16 protein-coding genes are annotated in these 18,225 nt (G+C 63.5%); 5 read left to right on the forward strand and 11 right to left on the reverse strand.

Features of this window, described 5'->3' with window-relative positions; translation table 11 throughout:
- Nucleotides 1–114: 114 nt before the first annotated feature.
- Complete coding sequence (locus LJX93_RS04750) at nt 115–603, forward strand: nuclear transport factor 2 family protein (RefSeq protein WP_033701076.1); 489 nt, start codon at nt 115–117, stop codon at nt 601–603.
- A 17-nt stretch (nt 604–620) separates the two neighbouring features.
- The gene (locus tag LJX93_RS04755; RefSeq protein ID WP_033701075.1) at nt 621–902 is read left to right on the forward strand and encodes a GIY-YIG nuclease family protein; all 282 of its coding nucleotides are present in this window, start codon (nt 621–623) and stop codon (nt 900–902) included.
- Between the two features lie 18 nt (nt 903–920).
- Here the strand turns inward: LJX93_RS04755 and yejK are convergent, their stop codons facing one another.
- Nucleotides 921–1,928 carry a nucleoid-associated protein YejK gene (gene yejK / locus LJX93_RS04760; RefSeq protein WP_033701074.1) on the reverse strand — a complete coding sequence of 336 codons (1,008 nt, stop codon included), beginning with the start codon at nt 1,926–1,928 and terminating at the stop codon, nt 921–923.
- A 394-nt stretch (nt 1,929–2,322) separates the two neighbouring features.
- Here yejK and LJX93_RS04765 point away from each other — a divergent pair, with 394 nt between their 5' ends.
- Nucleotides 2,323–2,604, forward strand: coding sequence for an HU family DNA-binding protein (locus LJX93_RS04765; RefSeq protein WP_003255106.1), 282 nt, complete (start codon nt 2,323–2,325; stop codon nt 2,602–2,604).
- Between the two features lie 52 nt (nt 2,605–2,656).
- On the opposite strand, the gene rlmF is transcribed toward LJX93_RS04765, so the two are convergent.
- From rlmF to LJX93_RS04790, 5 genes are all read right to left on the reverse strand, one after another.
- A complete protein-coding gene (gene rlmF / locus LJX93_RS04770; protein WP_227696794.1) occupies nt 2,657–3,607 on the reverse strand; it encodes a 23S rRNA (adenine(1618)-N(6))-methyltransferase RlmF in 951 nt (316 codons plus the stop codon).
- Nucleotides 3,608–3,770: 163 nt separating this feature from the next.
- Nucleotides 3,771–6,617 carry a valine--tRNA ligase gene (locus tag LJX93_RS04775; protein ID WP_047581425.1) on the reverse strand — a complete coding sequence of 949 codons (2,847 nt, stop codon included), beginning with the start codon at nt 6,615–6,617 and terminating at the stop codon, nt 3,771–3,773.
- 146 nt (nt 6,618–6,763) lie between these two features.
- Entirely contained in the window at nt 6,764–7,129 is a 366-nt protein-coding gene (locus LJX93_RS04780) for a DNA polymerase III subunit chi (protein WP_227696795.1), read from the reverse strand.
- 5 nt (nt 7,130–7,134) lie between these two features.
- A complete protein-coding gene (locus LJX93_RS04785; RefSeq protein ID WP_047581428.1) occupies nt 7,135–7,563 on the reverse strand; it encodes a DNA polymerase III subunit chi in 429 nt (142 codons plus the stop codon).
- A 50-nt stretch (nt 7,564–7,613) separates the two neighbouring features.
- Nucleotides 7,614–9,107 (reverse strand): leucyl aminopeptidase, encoded by a 1,494-nt coding sequence (locus LJX93_RS04790; RefSeq protein ID WP_047581429.1) that lies wholly within the window; start codon nt 9,105–9,107, stop codon nt 7,614–7,616.
- 301 nt (nt 9,108–9,408) lie between these two features.
- Between LJX93_RS04790 and lptF the strand changes: the two genes are divergently transcribed.
- A complete protein-coding gene (gene lptF, locus LJX93_RS04795) occupies nt 9,409–10,524 on the forward strand; it encodes an LPS export ABC transporter permease LptF (protein WP_033701066.1) in 1,116 nt (371 codons plus the stop codon).
- On the forward strand, nt 10,517–11,578 hold the full coding sequence (lptG, locus tag LJX93_RS04800; protein WP_033701064.1) for an LPS export ABC transporter permease LptG: 1,062 nt from the start codon (nt 10,517–10,519) through the stop codon (nt 11,576–11,578). The genes lptF and lptG overlap by 8 nt, the downstream gene beginning before the upstream one ends.
- Nucleotides 11,579–11,621: 43 nt before the next feature.
- Here the strand turns inward: lptG and LJX93_RS04805 are convergent, their stop codons facing one another.
- From LJX93_RS04805 to gcvP, 5 genes are all read right to left on the reverse strand, one after another.
- Nucleotides 11,622–12,110 carry an RDD family protein gene (locus tag LJX93_RS04805; protein ID WP_033701063.1) on the reverse strand — a complete coding sequence of 163 codons (489 nt, stop codon included), beginning with the start codon at nt 12,108–12,110 and terminating at the stop codon, nt 11,622–11,624.
- Nucleotides 12,111–12,206: 96 nt separating this feature from the next.
- Nucleotides 12,207–12,419, reverse strand: a complete 213-nt coding sequence (locus tag LJX93_RS04810) for a cold-shock protein (protein WP_033701061.1) — start codon at nt 12,417–12,419, stop codon at nt 12,207–12,209.
- 357 nt (nt 12,420–12,776) lie between these two features.
- On the reverse strand, nt 12,777–13,898 hold the full coding sequence (gcvT, locus tag LJX93_RS04815; protein WP_047581437.1) for a glycine cleavage system aminomethyltransferase GcvT: 1,122 nt from the start codon (nt 13,896–13,898) through the stop codon (nt 12,777–12,779).
- Nucleotides 13,899–13,925: 27 nt separating this feature from the next.
- A complete protein-coding gene (locus LJX93_RS04820; protein WP_033701059.1) occupies nt 13,926–15,302 on the reverse strand; it encodes an L-serine ammonia-lyase in 1,377 nt (458 codons plus the stop codon).
- Nucleotides 15,303–15,364: 62 nt separating this feature from the next.
- Nucleotides 15,365–18,220, reverse strand: coding sequence for an aminomethyl-transferring glycine dehydrogenase (gcvP, locus tag LJX93_RS04825; RefSeq protein ID WP_033701058.1), 2,856 nt, complete (start codon nt 18,218–18,220; stop codon nt 15,365–15,367).
- Nucleotides 18,221–18,225: the final 5 nt, after the last annotated feature.

Genomic DNA, 18,225 nt, shown 5'->3' on the forward strand with positions numbered 1-18,225 from the left:
AAGTTTGTGAAGTACTTGTGGGAGCGGGCTTGCCCCGCGAAAGGGCCAGCACTGGCGCAAGCGCAGCGGGCAGATTATCTTGCATCCTTCTATTCCCAGGACGGACCTGCCCTCATGAGCGATGCCAACCGCGACCTGATCACCCGCTTCTACCAGGCCTTCCAGCGCCTGGACGCCGAGGCTATGGTGGCCTGCTACAGCGACGACATCGTGTTCAGCGACCCGGTCTTCGGCACCCTGCGCGGTCAGGATGCCTGCGATATGTGGCGGATGCTGACCACGCGCGCCAAGGGCTTCACCCTGAAGTTCGACAACGTTCGCGCGGATGCGCACAGTGGTAGCGCGCACTGGGTCGCGAGCTACCTGTTCAGCCAGACCGGCCGCACCGTGGTCAACGATATCCAGGCGCGGTTTGTCATCCGTGACGGGTTGATCTGTCAGCATGACGACAGTTTCGACCTCTGGCGCTGGTCGCGTCAGGCACTGGGCTCGCCAGGTGTGCTGCTCGGCTGGACGCCGCTGTTGCAGAACAAGGTACGCCAGCAGGCGTTCAAGGGGCTGCGGGCTTACCAGCACCAGCAGGGCAACGTACCCACTCCGTGACGCAAAGAGCAGCTGTCGTGAGCGAAGAAGTACCGAATCAGGCCGTCAAACCCTGGTATGTCTACCTGGTGCGTGCGGCCAATGGGTCGCTGTACTGCGGGATCAGTGACGACCCGCAGCGGCGCTTTCTGGCGCATCAGAAGGGGCAGGGCGCGCGTTACTTCAAGACCAGCCCGGCGCAGGCGCTGGTGTATGTCGAGCAGTGGCCGGACAAAGGCGAAGCGTTGCGCCAGGAGCGCCTGGTGAAGCGGCTGCGCAAGTCGGCCAAGGAGGCGCTGGTGGCGTCCTATCAGATTTAGAGTGCGCCCCCGCCGATATCAATCTTTACGCCGCTTCAACTGGTCCACCAACTGCGTCGGCAGCCCCTTGATGATCAAGGTGCCCGCCACTTCGTCATACTCCACCTTGTCCCCCAGCAAATGCGCCTCGAAGCTGATCGACAGCCCTTCGGCACGCCCGGTGAAGCGGCGGAACTGGTTAAGGGTGCGTTTATCCGCAGGGATTTCCGGCGACAGGCCGTAGTCCTTGTTGCGAATGTGATCGTAGAACGCCTTGGGGCGGTCCTCATCGATCAGGCTGGACAGCTCGTCCAGGGCAACCGGCTCGCCCAGCTTGGTCTGGCTGGTGGCGTAGTCGACCAGGGTCTGGGTCTTCTCGCGGGCCGACGCTTCGGGCAGGTCCTCGCTCTCGACAAAGTCGCTGAAGGCCTTGAGCAGGGTGCGGGTTTCGCCGGGGCCGTCGACGCCTTCCTGGCAGCCGATGAAGTCACGGAAGTAGTCGGAGACTTTCTTGCCGTTCTTGCCCTTGATGAACGAGATGTACTGCTTGGAGTTCTGGTTGTTCTTCCACTCGGACAGGTTGATGCGCGCTGCCAGGTGCAACTGGCCGAGGTCCAGGTGGCGCGATGGCGTCACGTCGAGTTCGGCGTTCACTGCCACGCCTTCGCTGTGATGCAGCAGGGCGATGGCCAGGTAGTCGGTCATGCCTTGCTGGTAATGGGCAAACAGAATGTGCCCGCCGGTGGAGAGGTTGGACTCTTCCATCAGCTTTTGCAGGTGTTCGACGGCTACACGGCTGAACGCGGCGAAGTCTTTTTCCGCATCCAGGTACTGCTTCAGCCAGCCACTGAGTGGGTAGGCGCCCGACTCACTGTGGAAGAAGCCCCACGCTTTGCCTTGCTTGGCGTTGTAACTGTCGTTGAGGTCGGCCAGCAGGTTTTCGATGGCATCGGAGGCGCCAAGCTCGGTGTCGCGTGCATGCAGCACGGCGGGGCTGCCATCGGGCTTCTTGTCGATCAGGTGAACGATGCAATGACGAATTGGCATGAAGTCCTCGGCGAGTCTGGGGCGGTGCACGGCCGCGCTGCAAAAGTCGTCCAGTTTACCCCAGAGACAAGGCGATGCAGTGGCCGGATGTTGGCAGAAATGCCGGTTGTTCGTTTTTTGTTCAGTTTTTTGCGTTTTAAGCCAAAACCCCTGAAAAACCTGCATTAAATCGATGTGCGCAGCGGATATTTATCTATTCCTGTGGTAGCTTTGCGCGGTCTTGCGCCCCTCGTGTGGCGCATTGCTGGCAGCACGCTAGCGTCGTGTCGAACCAAACGCCGATTTACGTATCTACATACCCGAATTGGCGCGGCCCTCCAGAATTCAGGGGCTGGCCCGATCACGTCGTAGCTCGCTGCATAACTACTGAATTTGATAGGGAAGGAACATCACCATGGCATTGACCAAAGACCAACTGATTGCCGACATCGCCGAGTCGATCGCCGCGCCAAAAGCCACCGCCAAGAACGCACTGGAGCAACTGGGCCAGATCGTTGCTGACCAACTGGAAAACGGCGCTGAAATCACCCTGCCAGGCATCGGCAAGCTGAAAGTCTCCGAGCGTCCTGCCCGTACCGGCCGCAACCCTTCGACTGGCGCTGCCATCGAAATCGCTGCCAAGAAAGTCGTCAAGTTCGTCCCAGCCAAAGTGCTGACCGATGCCATCAACAAGTAATTGTTGAAGCGTTGACCAAACCGCGTCCGGCTTGCCCGAACGCGGTTTTTTTTCATCCTTGCGTTTTGCGTCGCGCGTGCCAGGCCTGGCGAGCGTTGTCGTCCTGGAAGCTCCAGGCGACCATGCGGCTCTGCTTTTGCCCTTGGCCCATTTCGACAATGCGCACAGCCTTGGCGCCGGCCTTTTTCAGCGCCGCTTCGATGCCTGGCAGGTTGCTGGCCTTGGACACCAGGCTGGTGAACCACAGCACGCTTGCGCCGTACTGCGCGCTTTCCCCGACCATTTGGGTCACGAAGCGGATCTCGCCGCCCTCGCACCACAGTTCGTTGTTCTGGCCGCCGAAATTGAGCACGGGCAGTTTGCGCTTGGGGTCCTGCTTGCCCAGGTTCTTCCACTTGCGCTGGCTGCCGCGGGTGGCCTCCTCGCGTGAAGCATGGAAGGGCGGGTTGCACAGGGTCAGGTCGAAGCGCTCGTCGTCCTGCAGCAGGCCGCTGAGGATGTGCGTGCGGTTGGCCTGTTGGCGCAAGCTGATGGCTTTGTTCAGGCCGTTGGCCTGGACGATGGCCTTGGCCGAAGCCAATGCCACGGGGTCAATGTCCGAGCCCAGGAAGCGCCAGCGGTAGTCGCTGTGGCCGATCAGCGGGTAGATGCAGTTGGCCCCCACGCCGATATCCAGTACGCGTATCTGGGCGCCTTTGGGGATCTCGCCGGCGTTGTCATCGCCCAGCAGGTCGGCGAGCACGTGGATGTAGTCGGCGCGCCCGGGGATGGGTGGGCACAGGTAGTCGGCGGGGATGTCCCAGTGCTGGATGCCGTATTGGGCCTTGAGCAGAGCGCGGTTGAACACCCGTACCGCTTCGGGGTTGGCAAAGTCGATGCTGGGCTTGCCGTGCGGGTTGGTGATGGTGAAGCGGGCCAGGTCGGGGTGGGCCTTGATCAGGCTGGGGAAGTCGTAGCGACCCTGGTGGCGGTTGCGCGGGTGCAGGGTGGGTTTTTCGGTCATGGTCGGATCCGGTGTTGCAGGCCGTGGGGCTGCTTTACAGCCCTTTCGCGACACAAGGCCGCTCCTACAGGATAGCGGCGCCCTTCAAACCGGCGCCGTCCCTGTAGGAGCGGCCTTGTGTCGCGAAAGGGCCGCAAAGCGGCCCCAGCGGTCTATCAGATTGTTACAGCGCAGCAATACGCGCATGCTGCTCGGTGAAGTTGGCCAGGGCCTGTTCGGACTCGGCCAGCTTGGCGCGTTCCTTTTCGATCACCGCAGGCGGTGCCTTGTCGACGAACGCCGCGTTGGACAGCTTGCCGCCGACGCGCTGGACTTCACCCTGCAGACGCTGGATCTCCTTGTTCAGGCGAGCCAGTTCGGCGTCCTTGTCGATCAAGCCGGCCATGGGCACCAGCACCTGCAGATCGCCCACCAGCGCGGTGGCCGACAGTGGCGCTTCGTCGGCATCGCCGAGCACGGTGAACGACTCGACCTTGGCCAGTTTCTTCAGCAGGGCTTCGTTTTCCTGCAGGCGACGCTGGTCATCGGCATTGGCGTTCTTCAGGAACAGTGGCAGCGGCTTGCCCGGGCCGATGTTCATTTCGGCGCGGATGTTGCGCAGGCCGACCATCAGTTCCTTGAGCCACTCGATGTCGCCTTCGGCGGCAGCATCGATGCGGCTTTCGTTGGCCACCGGCCACGGCTGCAGCATGATGGTCTTGCCCTTGACGCCGGCCAGCGGCGCGATGCGCTGCCAGATTTCTTCGGTGATGAACGGCATGAACGGGTGTGCCAGGCGCAGTGCCACTTCCAGCACACGCACCAGGGTGCGACGGGTGCCGCGGGCGCGCTCGACGGGGGCGTTCTCGTCCCACAGCACCGGCTTGGACAGCTCCAGGTACCAGTCGCAGTACTGGTTCCAGATGAATTCGTACAGGGCCTGGCTGGCCAGGTCGAAGCGGAACTGCTCGAGCTGGCGGGTCACTTCGGCTTCGGTACGCTGCAACTGCGAGATGATCCAGCGGTCGGCCAGCGAAAGCTCGCAGGCTTCGCCGTTCTGGCCGCAGTCCTCGCCCTTGTCCAGCACGTAGCGGGCGGCGTTCCAGATCTTGTTGCAGAAGTTGCGGTAGCCTTCGACGCGGCCCATGTCGAACTTGATGTCACGGCCGGTGGAGGCCAGCGAGCAGAAGGTGAAGCGCAGGGCGTCGGTACCGTAGCTGGCGATGCCTTCAGGGAACTCGGCCTTGGTCTGCTTGGCGATCTTCTCGGCAAGCTTGGGCTGCATCATGCCGCTGGTGCGTTTTTCCAGCAGGGCGTCGAGGGTGATGCCGTCGACGATGTCCAGCGGGTCAAGGACGTTGCCCTTGGACTTGGACATCTTCTGGCCCTGGCCGTCCCGCACCAGGCCGTGTACGTACACGGTCTTGAACGGAACCTGCGGGGTGCCGTCCTCGTTCTTGATCAGGTGCATGGTCAGCATGATCATGCGCGCAACCCAGAAGAAGATGATGTCGAAGCCGGTCACCAGCACATCGGTGGAGTGGAACTTCTTGAGGAACTCAGTCTGTTCCGGCCAGCCCAGCGTGGAGAAGGTCCACAGGCCCGAGCTGAACCAGGTGTCCAGCACGTCATCGTCCTGACGCAGGGCAACGTCGGCGCCCAGGTTGTGCTTGGCACGTACTTCAGCCTCGTCGCGGCCGACATAGACCTGGCCGGCCTCGTCGTACCAGGCCGGGATGCGGTGGCCCCACCACAGCTGGCGGCTGATGCACCAGTCCTGGATGTCGCGCATCCAGGAGAAGTACATGTTTTCGTACTGTTTGGGCACGAACTGGATGCGGCCATCTTCCACGGCAGCGATGGCAGGCTCTGCCAGCGGCTTGGTGGAGACGTACCACTGGTCGGTCAGCCACGGTTCGATGACGGTGCCCGAACGGTCGCCTTTCGGCACTTTCAGGGCGTGGTCGTCGATGCTGACCAGCAGGCCCTGGGCGTCCAGGTCGGCGACGATCTGCTTGCGTGCGACAAAGCGGTCGAGGGTGGCGTACTGGGCGGGCAGGGTGGTGTCGACCTGCTCGTTGACGCTGCCGTCGAGGTTGAAGGCCTGGGCACTGGCCAGGACCATCGCATTCTTGTCGAAGATGTTCAGCAGCGGCAGGTTGTGGCGCTTGCCGACTTCGTAGTCGTTGAAGTCGTGAGCCGGGGTGATTTTCACACAGCCGGTGCCGAATTCAGGGTCGCAATAATCGTCGGCGATGATCGGGATGCGGCGGCCGACCAGCGGCAGCTCGACGAACTTGCCGATCAGGGCCTGGTAGCGTTCGTCGGTCGGGTTGACCGCGACAGCCGCATCACCCAGCAGGGTTTCCGGACGCGTGGTGGCAACCACCAGGTAGTCCTTGCCCTCGGCGGTCTTGGCGCCGTCGGCCAGCGGGTAGCGCAGGTTCCACAGGTGGCCCTTCTCGTCGTGGTTTTCCACTTCGAGGTCGGAGATTGCCGTGTGCAGCTTGGTGTCCCAGTTGACCAGGCGCTTGCCGCGGTAGATCAGGCCGTCTTCGTGCAGGCGCACGAAGGCTTCCTTGACCGCTTCGGACAGGCCATCGTCCATGGTGAAGCGTTCACGGCTCCAATCGACCGACGAGCCCAGGCGGCGGATCTGACGGCTGATGTTGCCGCCGGACTGATCCTTCCACTCCCAGACTTTTTCCAGGAACTGTTCGCGGCCCAGGTCATGACGGCTCTGGCCTTTGGCTTCGAGCTGACGCTCGACCAGCATCTGCGTGGCGATACCGGCGTGGTCGGTACCCGGCTGCCACAGGGTGTCGCGACCCTGCATGCGGCGGAAGCGGATCAGGGCGTCCATGATCGCGTTGTTGAACCCATGGCCCATGTGCAGGCTGCCGGTGACGTTCGGCGGTGGGATCATGATGGTGTAGGACTCGCCTGCACCTTGTGGAGCGAAATAGTTCTCGGACTCCCAGGTGTTGTACCAGGAAGTTTCGATGGCGTGCGGCTGGTAGGTCTTATCCATGCGCGGCGGGACCCTGTGCATTTATTCGGGAAAGCCGGGAAGTATAACCAAGGTGGGGGCCGCAGGCGACACGCGGCTGTCATCTGCAGGCGGGCGGTGGTTACTTCGCGGGTAAAACCGCGAAGAGGGGCGTGCGCGGGGCCGGTTTACTCGGAGCGCTTGATCAATCGTTCGATGCGCGCATCCAGTCGACGCTTGATCTCGTTCTCGATGTGCGGGGTGAAGTCATTGATCACGTCTTGCATGATCGCCTGCGCTGCCGCGCGCAACTCGCTTTCCAGGTGCAACAGGGTGTCCTGGCGGCGGGTTTGCGAATCTTCCTCAGGTTCAGCGACGGCAGGCGCGATGGCAGGTGCGGCATTGCCGCCAGGCTCGTCTAGCAACAACGGGATCTGTTCCACCGTCTCGGTCAGCAGCGGCGGTTGCAGGTCAGCGTCGCCCAGCAGTTGGCGGATCGACTCGAGGTCATCGAGCAGGTGGGCGGAGTCGGGCAAAGGGGAGGGCTTGTCCATCGTCGTCAAAGTCGCTGTAAGCGGTGGTCTTGCAGAGCATAGCCCTGTTCACGGTAGAAACGGAACCGCTCACGGGCCGATTGGCGGATGCTCGGTTCCTCGACGACGATTTCGGCAACCCGTTCGAACTGCCCTACGAACGCGGGTACGCCAGCACCCAGGTTGATCAGCAGGTCGCGGTGTTGCCCGGCATCCTCGCCAAGCCCTAAGGCCACGGTGGCATCAGCGTGCAGCTCCGCCAGGTCGTGGGGCACGAAAGCCTCGCCTTTGAAGTGCCATAGACGTTGGTCCAGTTCGCTGCGCTGCTCGGCGTCCTGGCAATGCAAGTAGACCCGGTGGCCGAGGCGCCAGGCTTTGTCGCACAACTTGCAGGCGAAATCGAGCCGCGCCGACAAGGAATCGGTGGGCAGGATGTAGAAATCGACTTTGCTCATGGTGGGGTCTGCCGGCCGGTGGCGCGCATGGCGCCACCGGTCTCACGGCATCAGGCGCCAGCGCGATCGAGCAGATACTGGGTCAGCAGCGGGACCGGGCGGCCAGTGGCGCCCTTGTCCTTGCCACCGCTGATCCAGGCGGTGCCCGCGATGTCCATGTGCGCCCAGTTGTAGGCCTTGGCGAAGCGCGACAGGAAGCAGCCCGCCGTGATGGTGCCGGCCTTCGGCCCACCGATGTTGCCCATGTCGGCGAACGGGCTGTCCAGTTGCTCCTGGTACTCGTCGAACAGCGGCAACTGCCAGGCGCGGTCGTCGGCGCGCTTGCCGGCATCGAGCAACTGGCCGACCAGGTCGTCGTTGTTGCCCATCAGGCCCGAGGTGTGGCTGCCCAGGGCAACGATGCAAGCACCGGTCAGGGTGGCGATGTCGATCACCGCCTGGGGCTTGAAGCGTTCGGCGTAGGTCAGGGTATCGCACAGCACCAGACGGCCTTCGGCATCGGTGTTGAGGATTTCGACGGTCTGGCCGCTCATGGTGGTGACGATGTCACCTGGCCGGGTAGCACCGCCGCTCGGCATGTTTTCGGCGCAGGCCAGCAGGCACACCAGGTTGATCGGCAGTTGCAGTTCGAGTACCGCACGCAGGGTGCCGAACACACTGGCGGCGCCGCACATGTCGTACTTCATTTCGTCCATGCCGGCGCCTGGCTTGAGGCTGATGCCGCCGGTGTCGAAGGTGATGCCCTTGCCCACCAGCACGAACGGCTTGTCAGCCTTCTTGGCGCCCTGGTAGTTGAGCACGATCAGGCGTGGCGGCTGGTCGCTGCCCTGGCCCACGGCGTAGAACGCGCCCATGCCCAGGTCCTTGATCTTCTTCTCGTCGAGCACTTCGACCTTGAGGCCTTTGTGTGCCTTGCCCAGTTCCTTGGCCTGCTCGGCGAGGAAGCTTGGGTGGCACAGGTTGGGCGGCAGGTTGCCCAGGTCGCGGGTGAAGGCCATGCCGGTGGCGATGGCAGTGGCGTGCTTGACGGCGCGCTCGACCTCGGCCAGGCCCGCCTTGTCGGCTAGCAGGGTGACCTTTTTCAGGGCACGTGGCTCGGCCTTCTGGCTTTTGAAACGGTCGAACACGTACTCGCCGTCGAGCAGGGTCTCGGCCAGCAGGCGGTATTTGCCGTAGTGGGCGTCGCGGTTGCTGACGGCGACATCGTCCAGGGCAAGTACGGCGTCACCACCGTTCAGGCCTTTGAGCACGCCGGCGACACTGCCGACCAGCTTGCGCCAGGCGCGATCGCCCAGGGCTTCGTCCTTGCCGCTGCCAACCAGCAGCACACGCTCGGCCTTCAGGCCCGGCAGGCTCTGCAGCAGCAGGGTCTGGCCCGGCTTGCCGGCCAGGTCGCCACGCTTGAGCACGGCGCTGATGGCACCTTCGCAGGCTTGGTCGACGGCCTTGGCAACAGCGCCGAGCTTGCGGCCTTCACCAACTGGTACGACCAGAGTGGCGGTTTTTACCGATGCAGCAGCTACGCTTTTTACAACCAGTTCCATGTCAGGGTCCCCGAATGATCGATACAGTTGGCGCTTTGTGTTCCAGCGCTCTGGGCGGGCCAGGCCGCGTGGTCGCGTACCCGTGGAAAAGCTGCCAGTTTGAGCCTGCGGCAAGGCTGCTGACAACCCTGTTTTGCGGCTTCATGCGCGGCCAAGTGACAGGGGCGGTCAATCACAGGATAATGCGCGCACTTTACATGGAGGTTCGCCTATGGCGAACCGGCATTGGTCTTGGCTGTACTAAGTCATTGTTTGGCGCCATTGTTTGGCAGTCCGCCCTGACAACCCAGGAGTGTCTGGTTTGATCGTCTTTCGTTATCTCTCCCGCGAGGTCCTGGTGACCTTGAGCGCCGTCAGCGCAGTGCTGCTGGTGATCATCATGAGCGGGCGCTTCATCAAGTACCTGGCCCAGGCCGCCCAGGGCGTGCTCGACCCGAGCGTGCTGTTCCTGATCATGGGCTTCCGCCTGCCGGGCTTCTTGCAGCTGATCCTGCCGTTGGGGCTGTTTCTCGGCATCCTCCTGGCGTATGGCCGCTTGTACCTGGAAAGCGAGATGACCGTGCTTTCGGCCACGGGCATGAGCCAGCAGCGCCTGCTTGGCATGACCATGGCGCCGGCTGCGCTGGTCGCCTTGCTGGTCGCCTGGCTGAGCCTGAGCCTGGCGCCGCTGGGCGTTGCCCAGGTGCAGCAGATCATCAGCCAGCAGGATGCCCTGACCGAGTTCGATACCCTGGTGCCGGGGCGCTTCCAGACCCTGCGCGACGGCTCGCGGGTGACCTACACCGAAGAGCTGTCGGACGATCGCGTCAACCTGGCCGGGGTGTTCATCTCCGAAAAGCGCTTCAACCAGGACAAGACCAAGGACCGGGCGCCGTCCGTGCTGGTTGCCGAAAAAGGCCACCAGGAAATCCAGGCCGACGGCAACCGCTACCTGATTCTCGAAAACGGCTACCGCTACGACGGCAACCCGGGCCAGGCCGATTACCGTGCGATCAAGTACGACACCTACGGTGTACTGCTGCCCAAGCCTGAAGTCAGCGAAGAAGTGACCGAGCGTGAGGCCATTCCCACCTCGCAGCTGATCGGCCAGAAGGGCTTGCGCGAACGTGCCGAGCTGCAATGGCGGCTGTCGTTGCCGATTCTGGTCTTCGTCGTGACCCTGCTGGCGGTGCCGCTATCGCGGGTCAACCCGCGCCAGGGCCGCTTCCTCAAATTGCTGCCGGCGATTCTTCTGTACATGGCCTACCTGACAATGCTGATTTCCGTACGCGGCGCCCTCGAGAAGGGCAAACTGCCGATCGCCCTGGGCATGTGGTGGGTGCACGGGCTGTTCCTGCTGATCGGCCTTGGGCTGATGTACTGGGAGCCGCTGCGCCTGAAGCGCGCCGCACGTCGTGCGGAGGTGGCCCATGGGTAAGCTGGATCGTTACATCGGCCAAAGCGTGCTGATGGCCATTCTGGCCGTGCTGGGGATCATCCTCGGCCTGGCCTCGCTGTTCGCCTTCATCGATGAGATGAGCGACCTGAGCGACACCTACACGGTCATGGAAGCGGGCAATTTCGTGCTGCTGACCGCACCCCGGCGCTTGTATGAAATGCTGCCGATGGCGGCGCTGATCGGTTGCCTGATCGGCCTGGGCAGCCTGGCCAGCAGCAGCGAACTGACCATCATGCGTGCGGCGGGGGTTTCCATCGGCCGCATCGTCTGGGCGGTGATGAAGCCGATGCTGGTGCTGATGCTGGTGGGTGTGCTGATTGGCGAGTACGTGGCGCCGGTTACCGAAAACAAGGCCCAGGCAGACCGTTCGCTGGCTCAGGGCGGTGGTGAAGCGCAGAGCTCCAAGCGGGGTATGTGGCACCGCCAGGGCGAGGAGTTCGTGCACATTAACGCCGTGCAGCCCAATGGCCTGTTGCTGGGCGTGACCCGCTACCGCTTCGACGACGAGCGCAAGATCGTCACTTCCAGCTTTGCCCGTCGGGCGCAGTACAACGACGACCACTGGCTGCTAAGCGATGTGCGCACCACGTATTTCCGTGGCGACCACACCGAAGTGGTGACGACGCCGCAAGAGCGCTGGGACGTTTCGGTCACGCCGCAACTGCTCAATACCGTGATCCTGGCCCCGGAGTCGCTGTCGATCACCGGGCTTTGGGATTACATCCACTACCTGTCGGACCAGGGCTTGAACAACGCCCGCTACTGGCTGGCGTTCTGGACCAAGGTGCTGCAGCCTGCGGTAACCGCAGCGCTGGTGTTGATGGCTATTTCCTTCATCTTCGGCCCGCTGCGTTCTGTAACCTTGGGCCAGCGGGTGTTCACCGGCGTGCTGGTGGGCTTCGTGTTCCGCATCGCCCAGGACTTGCTTGGCCCTTCAAGCCAGGTGTTCGGCTTCCCGCCGCTGCTGGCAGTGGTGATACCGGCCGCGGTGTGTGCACTGGCAGGGGTGTGGTTACTACGCCGAGCAGGTTGATGACCTGAACGATGCACACAAGCCGACCTCAGGGTCGGCTTTTTCATTTCTTCTGCTTGGGTACCCGCACCAGCTGGGTCTCGGAATAGATGTCATGCCAGCCGCGTTTGCGCTTGTCGATCAACGCCCAGAAAAACCCCAGGCCCAGGCACAGCCACGAAGCGATCGAGACCACGAAGCGCAACAGCGCCTGCCACAGGCTGATGGCACTGCCATCGGCGTTCTGCACGCGCACGCCCCATACCTGCATGCCCAGTGTCTGCCCGCCATGGGTCCAGAACTTGGCAAAGAAACCGAATAGCGCGAACAGCAGGATCGTCGACAACAGCGGGTCGCCATCCAGCGCACCAGCGTCGGTCAGCGCACGCATGCGGGCCTCACCGATGATTGCCATCTGGATCATCTTGTACGCGCCCGCCGTCACGATCAGCAGGGCAGTGCACAGCAGGAAGTCATAGAACATCGCCGCCAGGCGGCGGCCTAGCCCGGCAGGTGGAAAGTTACCCTGAGGCATGAGGGGGGGCTTGGACATTGCGCAGCAGCTCCAGATGGCAAAGGCTCATTCTAGGGAACTGCAGGCAAAAAAAAGCCCCTGCGCGTCAACGCAAGGGCTCTTTTTTATGGATTATCAGGCTTCTGGCTGGACTTCGTCAGCCTGCATGCCTTTTTGGCCCTGAACGGCTACGAAGGTAACCTTCTGGCCTTCTTTCAGGCTTTTGAAGCCGTTGCCCTGAATGGCACGGAAGTGCACGAACAGATCCGGACCGCTCTCTGGGGTGATGAAACCGTAACCTTTCTCGTCATTGAACCACTTGACGGTACCGTTCTGACGCTGTGCCATTTTCTTATTTCCTATGAATCTATTAATTTGATAACAGTGACTTTCATGTCGTATTGGCATGAAAGCTTACTGGGCTGGGTTGCTGGAAAGTAAGAGACGTCGAACGGGTTGTAGCAGATCGCGGCTACTGGCCCAGGTCACGAACTGTTGCGACCCATGCAAACACAGTGCAGTGACTCTACGCCAACTCCCGAGAAAAAAACAAGCCCTTGCTCGTCTGCAAAAACGGGCTTTCGCCGATAGCCGAACGATTTGTCGGAAACGGCATGGCGCCTGGGCTGGCGCCATGTTCATTCGTTATTGAACAGGTTCGAAATCGAATATGACAAACCTGTTCAAACACTTCACGTCTTGCTTTCAGCCGCGGTAGTAACGTTGTGCCACGAAAGGCATTTTGCTGACTTTCAAGGCCACCTTCTTGCCGCGTACAAGTGCAAACAGTGGTGTGTCTAGTGCGGTATGTTCGCTGTCGATATAGCCCATTGCGACAGGGGCGCCGAGTGTTGGGCCAAAGCCACCGCTGCATACTTCGCCCACTGGCTGGTCGGCTGCATCGACGATCGGTGCACCCTCACGTACCGGCGTGCGTTCCTGCGGCAGCAGGCCGACGCGCTTGCGTGCCACGCCCTGTTGCTGTTGCGCGAAGATCGCCTCGGCACCCGGGAAACCACCGGCGCGGGCACCGTCGGCGCGGCGCACTTTCGAGATGGCCCACAGCAGGCTGGCCTCGATCGGCGTGGTTGCGGTGTTCATGTCGTGGCCGTACAGGCACAGGCCGGCTTCCAGGCGCAGCGAGTCACGCGCCCCCAGGCCGATCGGTTGCACCTCTGGCTCGGCCAGCAGGCGTCTGGCCAGCGCATCGGCGGCATTGGCCGGCACCGAGATCTCGTACCCGTCCTCACCGGTATAGCCCGAGCGGCTGACGTAGCAGGCTTCACCCAGCAAGGTCACCGGGCGGAACTGCATGAAAGTCATGCCGGCCACTTCCGGGGCCAGGCGCTCCAGCACCTTGACCGCAGCCGGCCCTTGCAGGGCCAGCAGGGCGCGGGCCTCGAACAGCGGCTCAATCTCGCAGCGACTGCCGATGTGTTTTTGCAGGTGGGCCAGGTCCTGGTCCTTGCAGGCGGCGTTGACCACCAGGAACAGCACGTCGTCACCGAGGTTGGCGACCATCAGGTCGTCGAGGATGCCGCCTTGCTCGTTGGTGAACATGGCATAGCGCTGCGTGCCCACTGGCAGGTCGACGATATCCACCGGCACCAGGCTTTCCAGTGCCTGGGCCGCATCGCTGCCACGCAGGATGATCTGGCCCATGTGCGAGACGTCGAACAGGCCGGCCTGCTCACGGGTGTGCAGGTGCTCTTTGAGCACGCCCAGCGGGTACTGCACCGGCATGTCATAGCCGGCAAACGGCACCATGCGCGCACCCAGCTCCAGGTGCAGGGCGTGCAGCGGGGTCTTGAGCAGTGTTTCGGACATCGGTGACTCCTTGGTGTTGTTATCGGGTCAACATTCGATGATGTTGACGGCCAGACCGCCGCGGGCGGTCTCCTTGTATTTGCTTTTCATGTCGGCGCCGGTCTGGCGCATGGTGCGGATAACCTTGTCGAGCGACACGAAGTGCTGCCCGTCGCCGCGCAAGGCCATGCGCACGGCGTTGATCGCCTTCACCGAGCCCATCGCGTTGCGCTCGATGCAGGGCACCTGGACCAGCCCGCCGATTGGGTCGCAGGTCAGGCCCAGGTTGTGTTCCATGCCGATCTCGGCGGCGTTCTCCACCTGTTGCACGGTACCGCCCATGACTTCGCACAGGGCCCCGGCAGCCATCGAGCAGGCCACGCCGACCTCGCCCTGGCAGCCGACTTCGGCACCCGAGATGGAGGCGTTTTCCTTGTAGAGGATGCCGATTGCCGCCGCCGTGAGCAGAAAGCGCACCACGCCGTCTTCGCTGGCGCCTGGGACGAAGCGCATGTAGTAGTGCAGTACCGCCGGGACGATGCCCGCTGCACCGTTGGTCGGCGCAGTGACCACGCGCCCGCCGTAGGCATTTTCCTCGTTGACCGCCAGGGCATAGAGGTTCACCCAGTCCAGCACCGACAGGGCATCGCGCAGGCTGGCTTCCGGGTGTTGGCTGAGCTGGCGGTACAACGCCGGGGCCCGGCGCTTGACCTTGAGCCCGCCTGGCAGAATGCCCTCATGCCGGTAACCGGCCTCGACGCAGTCCTGCATCACCTGCCAGATCCGCAGCAGGCCGGCGCGGGTTTCGGCCTCGGGGCGCCAGGCCGCCTCATTGGCCAGCATCACCTGGCTCACCGACAGATGGTGTGCAGTGCAGTGCCCGAGCAATTGCTTGGCGGTTGTGAACGGGTAGGTGAGTACCGTGCTGTCCTCGACGATGCGGTCGTGCCCCGCAGCCTCTTCGTCGACCACGAAACCGCCGCCCACCGAGTAGTACTCGCGGCTGCGAATTTGCAAGCCGGCACTGTCCAAGGCGCGGAAGATCATGCCGTTGGGGTGATAGGCCAGTGGCTTGCGGATCATCGCCAGGTGCTGTTTTTCGATGAAGTCGATTTCGTGCTCGCCGAGCAGGCGCAGGCGGCCGCTGTCACGGATCGCCTGCAGGCGGGCGGGGATGGATTCGGTGTCGACGGTATCGGGGTGCTCGCCTTCCAGGCCAAGCAATACCGCCTTGTCGCTGCCGTGGCCCTTGCCGGTGGCGCCGAGTGAGCCATACAGCTCGGCCTTGACGCTGACCGTGTCGGCCAGCAGGCCGTCGCGGCGCAGGCCTTCGGCGAAGCGTGCAGCGGCGCGCATGGGGCCGACCGTGTGGGAGCTGGAGGGGCCGATGCCGATCTTGAACAGGTCGAAGACGCTCAGTGACATGGTGGTGCCTCCTTTTGAACTTTTTGGGGCCGCGCGGCGGCCCCAAAGTTCTACAGACCGCCTCAGGCGTCCTGATAGCTCTCGATCGACGGGCAGGCGCAGACCAGGTTACGGTCGCCGAACACGTTGTCGACCCGGCCGACCGGTGGCCAGTACTTGCTTTGCACCAGGCTCGGCAGCGGGTACACAGCCTGCTCGCGGCTGTAGCCATGGGCCCAATCGCCAACCAGTTCCGCTGCGGTGTGCGGGGCGTTTTTCAGCGGGTTGTCGTCCTTGTCCAGGCTGCCGTTTTCCACGGCGCGAATTTCTTCGCGGATCTGGATCATCGCGTCGCAGAAGCGGTCCAGCTCTTCCTTGGCCTCGCTTTCGGTCGGCTCGATCATCAGCGTGCCGGCCACCGGGAAGGACATGGTCGGGGCGTGGAAGCCAAAGTCGATCAGGCGCTTGGCCACGTCGTCGACGCTGATGCCGCTGGTGTCCTTGAGCGGGCGCAGGTCGAGGATGCACTCGTGGGCGACCAGGCCATTACCACCGGTGTACAGAACAGGATAGTGCTCTTCCAGGCGGCGGGCGATGTAATTGGCGTTGAGGATCGCCATTTGCGAGGCGCGCTTGAGGCCGGCACCGCCCATCATGCGGATGTACATCCAGGTGATCGGCAGGATGCTGGCGCTGCCGAACGGCGCGGCGCACACCGCGCCCTGCGGGTTCTCCAGCTGCGCATGGCCCGGCAGGAAGGGCGCCAGGTGCGACTTGACGCCGATCGGGCCGACGCCCGGGCCGCCACCGCCGTGGGGGATGCAGAAGGTCTTGTGCAGGTTCAGGTGCGAAACGTCGCCACCGAACTTGCCCGGGGCGCACAGGCCGACCATGGCGTTCATGTTGGCGCCGTCGATGTAAACCTGGCCGCCGTTGTCGTGGATGATCGCGCAGATTTCGCCAATCGCTTCCTCGAACACGCCGTGGGTCGACGGGTAGGTGATCATGATAGCGGCCAGGCGCTCGCGGTGTTCGATGGCCTTGGCCCGCAGGTCCTCGACATCGACGTTGCCACGGGCATCACAGGCGGTGACCACCACACGCATGCCCGCCATGTTGGCGGTCGCCGGGTTGGTGCCGTGGGCCGAGGACGGGATCAGGCAGATGTCGCGATGGGCTTCGCCGCGGCTGCGGTGGTAGGCGCGGATGGCCAGCAGGCCAGCGTACTCGCCCTGGGAGCCGGCGTTGGGTTGCAGCGACACCGCGTCGTAGCCGGTGGCGGCGCACAGCATGGCTTCCAGCTCGGTGGTCATCTGCAGGTAACCCTGGCTCTGTTCGGCCGGGGCGAACGGGTGCAGGTTGCCGAACTCGGCCCAGGTGACCGGGATCATTTCACTGGCAGCGTTGAGCTTCATGGTGCACGAGCCCAGCGGGATCATGCTGCGGTCCAGCGCCAGGTCCTTGTCGGCCAGGCGGCGCAGGTAACGCATCAGCTCGGTTTCGCTGTGGTAGCGGTTGAACACAGGGTGTTCGAGGATCGCCGACTGGCGCAGCAGGCCGGCAGGCAGCAGCGAGCCGGTGCTGGCGGCGAGGGTGGCGAAATCGGGTTGCGGCTGGTCGCCGGCCAGCAGTTGCCACAGCGCTTCAACGTCCGCCTGGGCGGTGGTTTCGTCGAGCGACAGGCCGACATGGCCCGCATCGACCTGGCGCAGGTTGATGCGCTGGGCACGGGCCTTCGCGTGCAGGCTGGCGGTGGCTTCGCCGGTTGCCAGGGTCAGGGTATCGAACGCGCTCTGGCCGACGACCTGGATGCCCATGGCCTTCAGGCCGGCGGCGAGGATGGCGGTCAGTGCGTGGGTGCGTTGGGCGATGCGCTTGAGGCCGTCGGGGCCGTGGTACACGGCGAACATGCTGGCGATGTTGGCCAGCAGCACCTGGGCGGTGCAGATGTTGCTGGTGGCCTTTTCGCGGCGGATGTGCTGCTCGCGGGTTTGCATGGCCAGGCGCAGGGCGGTCTTGCCGAAGCGGTCGATCGACACGCCTACCAGGCGGCCCGGCATGTCGCGCTTGAAGGCATCACGGGTGGCGAAGTAGGCCGCGTGCGGGCCACCGAAGCCCAGGGGCACGCCGAAGCGCTGGGCGCTGCCGATGGCCACGTCGGCCTCGAACTCGCCCGGCGGGGTCAGCAGGGTCAGGGCCAGCAGGTCGGCCGCCACGGCCACCAGGGCGTTGGCCGCGTGCAGGCGCTGGACCAGTTCGCGGTAGTCGAACACTTCACCGTTGCTGGCCGGGTACTGCAGCAGTGCGCCGAAGAAGGCGCTGACATCGGTCAGCTCGCGTTCGTCGCCGACCACCACGTCGATGCCCAGCGGCTCGGCACGGGTGCGCAGCACGTCAAGGGTTTGCGGGTGGCAGTGCACCGACGCAAAGAAGGCATGGCTGCCCTTGTTCTTCGACAGGCGTTTGCAGAAGGTCATGGCCTCGGCAGCGGCGGTGGCTTCGTCGAGCAGCGAGGCGTTGGCGATCGGCAGGCCGGTCAGGTCGCTGATCAGGGTCTGGAAGTTCAGCAGCGCTTCCAGGCGGCCTTGGGAAATCTCGGGCTGGTAAGGGGTGTAGGCGGTGTACCAGGCGGGGTTTTCCAGCAGGTTGCGCAGGATCGGTGCCGGGGTGTGGGTGTTGTAGTAACCCTGGCCGATGTAGCTCTTGAACAGCTGGTTGGTGCCGGCGATGGCTTTCAGCGCCGCGAGGGCGTCGGCTTCGCTCTGGCCATCTTCTGCGCCGAGCACGCTGGTGCCCTTGATGCTGTCGGGGATGACCGCAGCGGTCATGGCGTCCAGCGAGTCGAAGCCCAGGCTGGCGAGCATGGCCTGTTCGTCAGCGGCGCGTGGGCCGATGTGGCGGGCGATGAATTCGTTGGCGGTGCCGAGGTTGATGGTCATGGTGT

The sequence above is a fragment of the Pseudomonas sp. HN2-3 genome (assembly GCF_020691745.1).
Lineage (GTDB): Bacteria > Pseudomonadota > Gammaproteobacteria > Pseudomonadales > Pseudomonadaceae > Aquipseudomonas > Aquipseudomonas capeferrum.